Genomic DNA, 11810 nt, shown 5'->3' on the forward strand with positions numbered 1-11810 from the left:
GCCGGAGATCCAGGCGCCCCTGTACATCGGCGACCAGTTGACCTTGCTGGACCGCCGCTTCGACGACGGTGGCATCGACCTGGATGGTGACGGGCGCAACGATGCGCTGGACGTGGCCATCTTCCAGCGGATCATCGGTCCCGAGACGCTGGATCTGAGAAACCTGCCGACGATGGCGTCGATGCGGATCGATACGGTGTCGCGGGCGCGGTTCAGGCTGTCGCGCGACGGCAGCACCACCGATGTGGCGGAAGGAACGCAGAGCGCCTGGTACGTGGCCGGCGTGGGCATCGTGCGCCAGCGGCTCGACCTGCCCAGCGCGACCAGCGGACGCGAGGTAGCCGAGGAGGAGCTCGTCTCGTGGGATGGCCTCACCGAGGGGCTGGGCGCGAAGCCGATCACCGAGGCGGTCGTGCCGACGAACTCGTCGGTGCGTCCCGGCGAGACGCTCGGCGGCCTGCGCGCGGCGGTGTCGCTCGCCGACCGCGCGATCGTGCTGACGAGCCTGCCAGGCGATCCGGCGGGGATGGGCGACGTTCTCCTTGGCGCGCTCGACAAGGAAGGGCGCGTTCTGAAGGTGCGGCAGCGTGCCGGCGGGCTCGGCGCGACACAGCTTCTGGTCGATGGAAACGGCTTCGGCCTGCTGTCGGCGCCGGCGTCCGGCAGCGACGAGCCGCTGCTGCGCTGGGCGCGCTACGACGCCGAGCTGAATCCGCTCGGCACCGAGGACGGCGTGGCACTGTCGCTGGCGACGGGCCTGCTCGGCGAAGGCATGGAATCGGCGCAGGGCACGGTCGGCGGCGATCTGCTCTGGGTGGCCTGGATTCGCCGGTACACCACGCCGAGCGCGGCGGTCGAGCGTCAGCTCGTCGTGCGCGCGTTCGACGGCCAGGGCCAAGGTGTGGTGCCGGAGCGCGTGATCGCGACATTTGCCGGCCTCGGGTCGCCACGCATCTACTCGCTGGCGGCGAACCGTGCCCGCGTGATCGTGGTCTGGTCGCCGCCGCCGAACGGGGCCAACGGCAGCGACGTTCGCTATGCCGTTGCCGACGCGCCGTTTGAACAGTTCCGTGCCGAGACGCTGGACGGCAATTTCACCGGGGGGTTGCCGCGCGCGCTGGCCTTCGACGCGGGTGTCGGCATCGTGTGGGGGCAGGACATCGGAAGCCCCAGCGGCCACGCGGCGGGAGTGATGCTGAAGGCAGACGGCACGCTCGAGCGGTCGGTGGTGGGCAATCCGGCCGACGAAACGCTCAGCGTCGGCTGGGGCGCTCCGCTGCGGGATCCGTTGCTGGCCGATGCCAATGGCAGCTGGCTGTCGCTGGTGGGTGTCGTCAACGATCTGGAATGGCCGGACAGCGGGAGCCCGGAGAACCTGATCGTCCTTGATCTCCGCCCGGCCGGCCAGGGCTTCGCTCTGGCCGCAGCGACCGGTCGGGTGACGCGCGTCCGCTTCGAAGTGCCCTTCTACGAGCTGCGCGGTCAGGCCGTCTTCGACGACCGCGTGCTGCTGCTCGGCGGATCGACCACTCGCTTGGCGACACGCGCCGTCTGGCGCTGGAATCGCTGAGCCGCCGCTACTGGAACGCCACCTCGGCGAAGCTGCGCAGCTTGCGGCTGTGCAGCTGGTCGACGCCCTGCTCGCGCAGCTTCTCGATCGCGCGGATGCCGATGCGCAGGTGCTGGTCGACGCGCTCGCGGTAGAAGGTGTTGGCCATGCCCGGCAGCTTGATCTCGCCATGCAGCGGCTTGTCGCTCACGCACAGCAGGGTGCCGTAGGGCACGCGGAAGCGGAAGCCATTGGCGGCGATGGTGGCGCTTTCCATGTCGAGCGCGATCGCGCGGCTCTGGCTGAAGCGCCGCTCCGGCGTGGTCGGCACGTTGCGCGAGGGCAGCAGTTCCCAGTTGCGGTTGTCGGTGGAGGCCACCGTGCCGGTGCGCATGATGCGCTTGAGCTCGTAGCCCTTGAGCTGGGTGATCTCGGCCACTGCCGATTCGATCGCCACCTGCACCTCGGCCAGCGGCGGGATCGGCACCCACAGCGGCAGCTCCTCGTCGAGCACATGGTCCTCGCGCACGTAGCCGTGGGCGAGCACGTAGTCGCCGAGCTGCTGCGTGTTGCGCAGCCCGGCGCAGTGGCCGAGCATGATCCAGGCGTGCGGCCGCAGCACCGCGATGTGGTCGGTGATGGTCTTGGCGTTGGCCGGTCCGACGCCGATGTTGACCATGGTGATGCCGGCGCTGTCGGGCCGCACCAGGTGGTAGGCCGGCATCTGCGGCAGGCGCGGCGGCGGGGCGCCGAGCTCGTCGCCGGGCTGGGCGGCCATGCCGGCGCGGCGCGTGACCACGTTGCCCGGCTCCACGAAGGCCACGTAATCCTGCGCGTGCGCGCTGCTGGCCATGGTCTCGTGGCCCAGGCGCACGAACTCGTCGATGTAGAACTGGTAGTTCGTGAACAGCACGAAGTTCTGGAAGTGCTCCGGCGCCGTGCCGGTGTAGTGGCGCAGCCGGTGCAGCGAGTAGTCCACCCGCGGCGCGGTGAACAGCGACAGCGGGTGCGCCTCGCCGCGGCGCGGCTCATGGGTGCCGTTGGCGATGCCGTCGTCCATCGCGCCAAGGTCGGGCAGGTCGAAGACGTCGCGCATGCGCTGGCGCCGCTCGGGGCTCAGGCTGCCCTCGACGTGGTCGCCCTCGGCGAAGGAGAAGTGCACGGGAATGGGCTGCGTGCCGGTGCCGATCTCCAGCGACACGCCGTGGTTGCGCAGCAGCAGGCGGAACTGCTCGAGGTAGTAGTTGCCGAACAGTTCCGGCCGCGTCAGCGTGGTCTCGTAGGTGCCGGGGCCGGCGACGAAGCCGTAGGACAGGCGCGAGTCGGCGCGCGCCACGGTATCGGTGTGCACGCGCACGAAGGGGTAGCAGGCTCGCACGTGCGGGCCGACGTCCTCGCCGGCGACGAAGCGGTGCAGGGCGTCACGCAGGTGGGCGATGCCGGCGTCGTAGATGTGGCGCACCTGGGCCAGGGCGCGCTCCGGGTCGTCGAAGCGGGCGGGCGCGACGAAGGCGGGCTGGTTGCTCATGCAGCCATTGTGGCGGGCTTTGGCGGACGCGGAGTCGACTTGGATCGGATGCGGCCAAAGCGAAGATCGGCCGCCGAAGATTCGGCGAAATCATCAGAAGCTGTCAATCTGCCGCGAAAGATTCCACTTGGCCCTCGATAAGCTCTCGGCTCATTGCAGCACATGCGGAGCAGCGTCATGAAGGTCATCGTCCTGGGCAGCGGCGTCATCGGCACCACCAGCGCCTGGCACCTGGCGCAAGCCGGCCACGAGGTCACCGTGATCGACCGGCAGGACGGCGCCGGCAAGGAGACCAGCTACGCCAACGCCGGCGAGGTCTCGCCCGGCTATTCCGCGCCCTGGGCCGGGCCGGGCGTCCCGCTCAAGGCAGTCAAGTGGCTGCTGATGCAGCACCGCCCGCTGGTCATCCGCCCGCAGCTCGACATGGCGATGATCCGCTGGGGCCTGCAGATGCTGCGCAACTGCACCGCCGAGCGCTACGAGGTCAACAAGGGTCGCATGGTGCGCCTGGCCGAGTACAGCCGCGACGTGCTGCGCGAGATGCGCGCCGAGCTGGGGCTGGCCTACGACGAGCGTGCGCAGGGCACGCTGCAGTTGTTCCGCACCCAGAAGCAGCTCGACGGCACCGGCGCCGACATCGAGGTGCTCAAGCGCTACGGCGTGCGCTTCGAGCTGCTCGACCGCGCCGGCTGCATCCGCCACGAGCCGGCGCTGGCCCGCGTGCAGGACAAGTTTCTCGGCGGCCTGCTGCTGCCCGGCGACGAGACCGGCGACTGCTTCAAGTTCACGCAAGGCGTGGCCGCGCGCGCCGCGCAGGCCGGCGTGAAGTTCCGCTACGGCACCTCGATCGAGCGCCTGCTCACCGAGGGCGGTCGCATCAGCGGCGTGGTCACCGGACAGGGCACGCTCACCGCCGATGCCTACCTCGTCGCGATGGGCAGCTACTCGCCGACGCTGCTCGCGCCGATCGGCATCGACATCCCGGTCTACCCGGTCAAGGGCTACTCGATCACCGTGCCGATCACCGATGCCAGCGGCGCACCCGAATCCACCGTGATGGACGAGACGCACAAGGTGGCGGTGACGCGCCTGGGCGACCGCATCCGCGTGGGCGGCACGGCCGAGCTGGCCGGCTACACGCTGCAGCTGCACGAGGCCCGCGAGCGCACGCTCAAGCACGTGGTCAGCGACCTGTTCCCGGCCGGCGGTGACGTGGCGAAGGCCGAGTTCTGGTGCGGCCTGCGTCCGATGACGCCCGATGGCACGCCGATCGTCGGCGGCACGCGCATGGACAACCTCTACCTGGCCACCGGCCACGGCACGTTGGGCTGGACGATGGCCGCCGGCACCGGCCGCGTGATGGCCGACCTGATCTCCGGCCGCGCGCCGGCGATCGACATGGACGGTTTGACGGTGGACCGCTACGCCGGAGCCTACCGGCGCGGCTTCAAGCCGGTGCCGACTCGCTCACCGGCGGGCTGGACGCCTCCGCCTGCGGCCGGCGCTGCCGCTTCGCGCTGACCACGCGGACCGCCGCTGCGCGCACGCGCACCTCGAAGCGGCGCAGCGGCTGCAGCGGCTCGCCGTCGGCGGCCAGCGGCAGTTCCTTGTCGCTCTCGAACTGCATGGTCTGGAACGGCCAGGTGTGGATCTTGGCGTGCGGCAGGTGCGTGCCCTTGACCAGCCGCGGCAGCATCGACAGCGCGCCGATGCGGCCGAACCGGCCGGCCACCAGCAAGTCGAGCTTGCCGTCGCCGACGCGCGCTCCAGGCACGGCCGTCATGCCGGAGCCGTAGCTGCGCGTGTTCAGCACCGAGGCGAAGATTGCCTCGTCGTCGTAGCGCGGCTCGCCATCCAGCGCGATGCGGATGCGGTGGGTGCGCAGCGAGGCCAGCTCGGCCATCGTGGCCCACAGGTAGCGCGGCATGCCGTCCAGCCAGCGCGGGCCGGCCAGGGCGCGCATCGCCACCGCGGCATCGAAGCCCGCGGCCAGACTGGAGAAGAAGGGCACGCGCTGCTTGGGCGTGACCATCTCGCCGACGTCCATGCGCCGGGTCGGCCCGGTCAGCGCCAGTTCCAGCGCCTTCGGCCAGGGCAGGCCGGCCACGCCGAGGGCACGTGCGGTGTCGTTGCCGCCGCCCAGCGGCACCACACCGAGCGCCAGGCGATGCGTCAGCAGCACCGGCAGCATGTGGTGCAGCGTGCCGTCGCCGCCGATCAGCACGACGCGGCTGCTGCGCGGCAGGCACTGCAGCGTGGCACGCGAACGCTCGATGCTGTCGGACTCCACCAGCGCCACGCCCGGCGCGTAGCTGGCCAGCCACTGTCGCACCGGGTGCGCCAGCGCCGCGGCCTGGCCGCCGGCCGCTCGCGGGTTGAGCAGCACCATGGTCGGCCGGTCGGGGCGGAGGCCCGAGCTCGCGCTGTCCGGCGGAAAGGTGGTGGCGTCCTGCATCGCCTTGGGAGCCTAGCGCAACTTTTTCACGTGACCGTGAGGCGTTGCGTGCCGGCCGCGCAAAATCGCACGACTGACCGACTGCCCCACAGACCATGCTCGTCGTCCACAACCCCGACCACGCGCTGCACGCCGGCCGCCAGGAGATGTTCCGTGGCCGGCTGGTGCCCTGCCATGAGGTGCCGGCGCGGCTCGACCATGTGCTGGCCGAACTGCGCCGCCGCGGCGTCGGGCCGCTGCACACGCCGGTCGAGTTGCAGCCGGGTGCCGATGCCGCGTTCGACGAGGTGCTGCAGCGCATCCACGCGCCGCGCTATCTGCGCTTCCTCGAACAGGCCTGGGAGGAGTGGGTGGCGCTCGATCCGGCGAATGCCGAACTCGACGCGCTGCCGTCGGTGTGGCCGGTGCGCGGCTTCCGCGCCGACGTGGAGCCGAGCAACTTCGCGGCGCGCATGGGGCTGTACTCCTTCGATGCCGGCACCCCGTTGACGGCCGGCAGCTGGCGCGCCGCGCGCACCGGCGCGCACGCCGCGGTGCTGGCCGCGCGGGCCGTGGGCAGAGGCCAGGCGCGCTGCGCGTTCGCGCTGAGCCGTCCGCCCGGCCACCATGCCGGGGCCGACTTCTTCGGCGGCTACTGCTTCCTCAACCACTCGGCGCTGGCGGCGCAGGCGCTGCGCAACCTCGGCGCGGACCGCGTGGCCGTGCTCGACGTCGATTACCACCACGGCAACGGCACGCAGAGCATCTTCTACGAGCGTGCCGACGTGCTGACCGTCTCGATCCACGGCGACCCGCGCACCGAGTACCCGTTCTACCTCGGCCATGCCGACGAGCGCGGCGCCGGGGCGGGTGAGGGCTTCAACCTCAACCTGCCGCTGCCGCGCGGCTCCGGCTTCGCCGAATGGCGCGCCGTGCTGCAGCAGGCCATCGCCGCGGTGCGGGCCTTCGGCGCGCAGGCGTTGGTGGTGCCGCTGGGCGTGGACACCTTCGAAGGCGACCCGATCTCCGGCTTCCGCCTGAAGAGCGACGACTACCTGCGCATCGGCGAAGACCTCGCCGCGCTGCAGCTGCCGACGGTGTTCGCCTTCGAGGGCGGCTATGCGGTGGCCGAGGTCGGGGTCAACGTGGCCAACGTCCTGGAAGGCTTCGGCGGGTGACCATGCCATTCGTGACCGCGAACTCCACTCCTTCGCGTGGCCGCTGGCGGCTGCTCCATCTGCTGTGCCTGTTGCTGGTGACGCATGGGTCGTTGTATCCCTGGCAGTTCGCCTGGCCCAGAGCCGGTTTCGATGCCGCGTGGCGGGAACTGTGGTCAACGGCCACGCTGTGGACCGGGCTGGGCGACGTGGTCGGCAATGTCGTGCTGTTCGTCCCCGTGGGCCTGCTGATGCTTCTGGACCTGCAAGGCACGCGCCTGCCGGTGCGCCTGCGCGTGCCGGCCATGCTGGCCGCCGGCACCTCGTTCGCCTGGGTGCTGCAGGTGGTCCAGATCATCGTGCCCGAGCGGGTGCCGCAGTTGTCCGATGTCGTCTGGAACGCGCTGGGCCTGCTGCTGGGTGCCGTGCTGGCGGCGGCCTGGCGTCGCCGCGAGTCGTCCGGTGCCCCTGCGGACGCCGCGCAGGCCTTGCGCTGGGCGCTGCTCAGTGCCTGGCTGGCGATCGAGTGGTGGCCGCTGCTGCCGACCATCGACTGGCAACACATCAAGGACGCGCTGAAGCCGTTGCTGCTGCAGCCCACGTGGCAAGTCGGCAGTTTCGTCGAGGCAGCGCTGTGGGTCGTCGCCGCGGCGCGACTGCTGGCCGGTACTCGCCGTGCGGGGCTCTGGCTGACCCTGCTGGCCGGTGCCGCGCTGGCCGGCAAGCTGTTCGTGGTCGACCACGCGCTGACACTGTCTCGCGTCAGCGGGGTCGGATTCGGGCTGCTGGTCGTGCTGGCCCTGCGGCGGCTCGATCCGGCCCGGTCGGCACTCTGGGTCGTCGGGGCGGCACTGCTGTGGCTGACGGTCGACGAGCTTCGGCCGTTCGAGATCACCGAGGTGGCCGGCGAGTTCCACGCCATCCCGTTCGTCTCGCTGCTGATCGGATCGATGGGCGCCAATGCGCTGTCGCTGCTCGAGCTGGGCGCGTGGCTGGGCGTCGTCTTCGTGCTGGCCGCGGAATGGCGGGGCCGCCCGGTGCCGCTGGCCGCCGCGCTGTCCGTGTGGCTGCTGCTGCTGGAGCTGCTGCAGGTCTGGCTGCCCGGGCGCGTGGCCGACATCACGCCGGCGCTGCTGCCCTGGTTCTGGGTGGCGCTGCTGTACTCGCTGGGTCTGGTGCCTGCACGGGTCAGTCGACTCCGTCGCCGTTCATCAGCGACGTGAAGCGATTGAGCCCCACGTTGCCGCCCGACAGCGTGACGCCGACACGCCGCCCGCGGAAGCGGTCGCGGTGCTGCATCAGTGCCGCCAGGGCGCAGGCGCCGGAAGGCTCCAGCACCAGCTTCAGGCGCTCGAAGGCGAAGCGCATCGCCTCCACGACCACCGGGTCGGGCACGGTCAGCACGTCGCGCACATGGGCCTTGATCACTTCGAACGGATGGCGGCCCACCGCCTGCGTCTGCTGGCCGTCGCAGATGGTGCGCGGCACGTCGATGCTGACGATCTCGCCGCGTCGCAGCGACAGCTGCATGTCGTTGCCGCGCTCGGGTTCGGCGCCGAACACCTCGATGCCGGGCAGCAGGTGCTTGGCCGCGACCGTGCAGCCCGAGAGGAAGCCGCCGCCACCGGCGCAGACGATCAGCGCATCCAGCGGGCCGGCATCCTCGATCAGCTCCAGTGCCGCCGTGCCCTGGCCGGCCATCACCGGCAGGTGGTCGAAGGGCGGGATCAGCGCCGCGCCGCGCTCCTCGGTGAGCCGCTGGGCGATCGCGGCACGGTCTTCCTTGTAGCGGTCGTAGACGATCACCTCGGCGCCGTAGCCGCGGGTAGCGGCGAGCTTGAGCGCCGGCGCGTCGTGTGGCATCACGATGGTGGCGCGGCAGCCGTGCAACTGCGCCGCCAGGGCCACCGCCTGGGCGTGGTTTCCGGAGGAGAACGCGACCACGCCGCGCTCGCGCTGCGCGTCGCTGAGCACGTTCACGCTGTTGTAGCCGCCGCGAAACTTGAAGGCACCCATGCGCTGCAGGTTCTCGGCCTTCATCAGCACGGTGGCGCCGAGCATCGCGTCGAGCGTGCGCGAGGTGACCACGGGCGTGCGGTGGGCGACGCCCTTCAGGCGCGCGGCGGCGGCTTCGATCTCGCTGAACTGGAGCATGGCGTGAGGCGGTCTGTCCCGAGCGCGACCACTGTAGCCGAGGGCGCGGCGCTACAGTGGCCGCATGACGACGCAGGAGATCCGCTCCCCCATGGCCGCCACGGTGGTCGAGATCGCGGTGGCCGCCGGGCAGGCGGTTCGCACCGGCGAGCTGCTCGCGGTGGTCGACGCGATGAAGATGGAGCACGAGCTGCGCGCGCCGCACGACGCGCGCGTGATGGCCGTGCTGGCGAAGCCGGGCGAGTTGCTGGCCGAAGGCGACGGGCTGCTGCGCCTCGGGCCGGTCGAGCACCATGCCGTGGCCGCACCCGTCGCGGCGCCAAGCGCCGCCGACGCGGCGATCCGCCCCGAACTGCAGGAGTTCCTCGACCGCGCCGCCCTGCTGCGCGACGACGCCCGCCCCGAGGCCGTGGCCCGCCGCCACGCGGCCGGGCAGCGCACGGCGCGCGAGAACGTCGCTGACCTGTGCGACGAAGGCAGCTTCGTCGAGTACGGCGCCTTCGCCCATGCCGCGCAGACGAAGCGCCGCCCGGTCGACGAACTGATCCGCCAGACACCGGCCGACGGCATGGTCACCGGCATCGGCCGCGTCGGCGGCCTGCGCTGCGCGGTGCTGGCCTACGACGCCACGGTGCTGGCCGGCACGCAAGGCCTGCGCAACCACCAGAAGACCGACCGGCTGCTTGGCCTCGCGCACGAGCACAAGATGCCGGTGGTGCTGTTCGCCGAGGGCGGCGGCGGGCGGCCGGGCGACACCGACATGCCCATCGTCGCCGGGCTGCACGTGGCCACCTTTGCACGCTTTGCCGGGCTCTCCGGCCGCGTGCCGCTGCTGGGCATCGCCGCCGGCCGCTGCTTCGCCGGCAATGCCGCGCTGCTGGGCTGCTGCGACCTGATCGTGGCCACGCGCGGCAGCAACATCGGCATGGGCGGGCCGGCCATGATCGAGGGCGGCGGGCTCGGCCGCTATGCGCCGGAAGACATCGGCCCGGCGGGCGTGCACAGCGCCAACGGCGCGATCGATGTGCTGGTGGACGACGAGGCCGCAGCCGTCTCCGTGGTGAAGAAGCTGCTCGCGATGCTCGCCGGCGAGATCGTGCACGGCGAGGCGCCCGACCCCTCGGCGCTCTGCAGCGTGCTGCCCGAGCAGCGCACGCGCAGCCACGACATGCGCCGGGTGATCGAGGGGCTGGTCGATCGCGGCAGCGCGATTGAACTGCGCAGCGGTTTCGGTCTGGCCATCCACACCGTGCTCGCCCGCCTGGGCGGCCGACCGGTCGGCATCCTCTCCAGCAACCCTCTGCATCTCGGCGGCGCGATCGACGCCGATGCCGCCGACAAGGCGGCGCGCTTCATGCGCCTGTGCGATGCGCACGGCATCGCGCTGGTCTCGCTCATCGACACGCCCGGCTTCATGGTCGGGCCGGAAGTCGAGGCGCGGGCGCAGGTGCGGCACGTCAGCCGCATGTTCGTTGCCGCGGCCCACCTGCGCGTGCCCTTCCTCGCAGTGGTGCTGCGCAAGGCCTACGGCCTGGGCGCGATGGCGATGGCCGCCGGTGGCTTCCATGCGCCGCTGGCTACCGCCGCCTGGCCCACCGGCGAGTTCGGCGCGATGGGCCTCGAGGGCGCGGTCCGCCTGGGCTTCCGCAAGGAACTGGAGGCGCTGCCCGACGGCGAGCCGCGCGAGGCGCGTTTCCGCGAGCTGCTGGCGCGCCAGGTGGCCGACGGCCGCGCGCTGAACATGGCGGCCACGCTGGAGATCGACACCGTGATCGACCCCGCAGACACGCGCGGGTGGCTATGGCACCAGCTCGACGGCGTCGTGGCGAGCGAGCGCAGCGTCGGCGGCCTCGACCCGTGGTAGTTTCGAATCACACAGCAACGACGAGCCTCGCGCGATGACGGCCACCCCGGAGACGATCAAGCCCCCCCGCCCCGCCGCCACCGTGGTGGTGGTGCGCGACGGTGCCCTGGGCATCGAGGTGCTGCTGCTGCGCCGCGCCGAGCGGGGCGATCTCAACAGCGGCGCCTGGGTCTTCCCCGGCGGGCTGGTGGATGCGGCCGACCGCGCCGCCACGCCGTTCTGCCGCGGCCTGGAGGCGGAAGACGCCGACGCGCGGCTGGGCCTGAGCGCGCACGCGCTCGACTACTGGGCGGCAGCGGTGCGCGAGTGCTTCGAGGAAGCCGGGCTGCTCTACGCCCGCGAGGCCGACGGTGTGCCGCTGGCGCTCGATGCGGCGCGAGCCGAACGGCTGGAGGCCTGGCGCGGCCCGCTGCAGCGCGGCGAGCGCTCGCTGGCGGCCCTGTGCCACGAAGAAGGGCTGACGCTCGCCGTCGACGAGCTCGTCTACTTCAGCCACTGGGTCACGCCAGTCGGCCGGCCCAAGCGCTTCGACACGCGATTCTTCATCGCCCGAGCGCCGCAGGGTCAGGTGTCCTCCCACGACGATGGCGAGCTGGTCGAGCAGCTGTGGATCGCGCCGGCCGCCGCGCTCACCCGCGCCGAGCCGCTCAAGCTGATGACGCCGACGCACAAGACGCTGGAGGCCATCGCACGCTTCCCCAACGTCGAGGCGCTGCTGGCCTGGGCCCGTGCGCCGCGGGATGTGCCGCTGATTCAGCCGCAGATCGGCACCGGCCGCGAGGGCACGCGCCCGGTCACGCCCGACGAGCCGGCCTGGGCCGAGCTGCGCCGCCTCGACCCGGAATGCCGCGGCCACCTGTCGTACGAGATCCACCCCGCCGTGCCGGTGCGGCTGTCGCCGCGCATCGTGCGCGTGACCGCCCACAACGGCAGCGTGATGACCGGCCCGGGCACGAACAGTTATCTCGTCGGCGGCGGGCCGCGCAACGAGTGGGCGGTGATCGACCCCGGCCCGGCAGAGGCGGTGCACATCGAGGCCATCCTCGCCGCGGCGCCGGTGCACGGCCGCATCGCGTTGCACCCCGAGTGGCAGGACACCAGCTTCACGCCCGACGCGGTGCTCG

At 71.8% G+C, this 11810-nt stretch carries 9 protein-coding genes; 6 read left to right on the top strand and 3 right to left on the bottom strand.

Going from position 1 to position 11810, the window contains the following annotated elements:
• On the top strand, nt 1–1570 hold a 1570-nt coding region (locus AB7U92_RS11685), incomplete at its 5' end, for a hypothetical protein (RefSeq protein ID WP_428576602.1).
• 7 nt (nt 1571–1577) lie between these two features.
• Here the strand turns inward: AB7U92_RS11685 and AB7U92_RS11690 are convergent.
• On the bottom strand, nt 1578–3077 hold the full coding sequence (locus AB7U92_RS11690) for an AMP nucleosidase (RefSeq protein ID WP_428576605.1): 1500 nt from the start codon (nt 3075–3077) through the stop codon (nt 1578–1580).
• Nucleotides 3078–3254: 177 nt separating this feature from the next.
• Between AB7U92_RS11690 and AB7U92_RS11695 the strand changes: the two genes are divergently transcribed.
• Nucleotides 3255–4598 carry a D-amino acid dehydrogenase gene (locus tag AB7U92_RS11695; protein WP_428576607.1) on the top strand — a complete coding sequence of 448 codons (1344 nt, stop codon included), beginning with the start codon at nt 3255–3257 and terminating at the stop codon, nt 4596–4598.
• Here the strand turns inward: AB7U92_RS11695 and AB7U92_RS11700 are convergent.
• Nucleotides 4525–5532, bottom strand: coding sequence for a diacylglycerol/lipid kinase family protein (locus tag AB7U92_RS11700; protein WP_428576609.1), 1008 nt, complete (start codon nt 5530–5532; stop codon nt 4525–4527). The two genes, AB7U92_RS11695 and AB7U92_RS11700, sit on opposite strands and share 74 nt — an antisense overlap.
• A gap of 95 nt (nt 5533–5627) precedes the next feature.
• Here AB7U92_RS11700 and AB7U92_RS11705 point away from each other — a divergent pair, with 95 nt between their 5' ends.
• The gene (locus AB7U92_RS11705) at nt 5628–6689 is read left to right on the top strand and encodes a histone deacetylase family protein (protein ID WP_428576612.1); all 1062 of its coding nucleotides are present in this window, start codon (nt 5628–5630) and stop codon (nt 6687–6689) included.
• 2 nt (nt 6690–6691) lie between these two features.
• Nucleotides 6692–7891, top strand: coding sequence for a VanZ family protein (locus tag AB7U92_RS11710; RefSeq protein ID WP_428576624.1), 1200 nt, complete (start codon nt 6692–6694; stop codon nt 7889–7891).
• Here AB7U92_RS11710 and AB7U92_RS11715 read toward each other — a convergent pair.
• The gene (locus AB7U92_RS11715) at nt 7857–8822 is read right to left on the bottom strand and encodes a threo-3-hydroxy-L-aspartate ammonia-lyase (protein WP_428576615.1); all 966 of its coding nucleotides are present in this window, start codon (nt 8820–8822) and stop codon (nt 7857–7859) included. The two genes, AB7U92_RS11710 and AB7U92_RS11715, sit on opposite strands and share 35 nt — an antisense overlap.
• Nucleotides 8823–8886: 64 nt before the next feature.
• Here AB7U92_RS11715 and AB7U92_RS11720 point away from each other — a divergent pair, with 64 nt between their 5' ends.
• Together AB7U92_RS11720 and AB7U92_RS11725 are read left to right on the top strand one after the other, a co-directional pair.
• Nucleotides 8887–10686 carry a carboxyl transferase domain-containing protein gene (locus AB7U92_RS11720; RefSeq protein WP_428576618.1) on the top strand — a complete coding sequence of 600 codons (1800 nt, stop codon included), beginning with the start codon at nt 8887–8889 and terminating at the stop codon, nt 10684–10686.
• A 34-nt stretch (nt 10687–10720) separates the two neighbouring features.
• Nucleotides 10721–11810: NUDIX domain-containing protein (locus AB7U92_RS11725; protein WP_428576621.1), on the top strand; the 1090-nt coding region annotated here is incomplete at its 3' end.

It is taken from the genome of Piscinibacter sp., from assembly GCF_050175855.1.
Lineage (GTDB): Bacteria > Pseudomonadota > Gammaproteobacteria > Burkholderiales > Burkholderiaceae_C > Piscinibacter.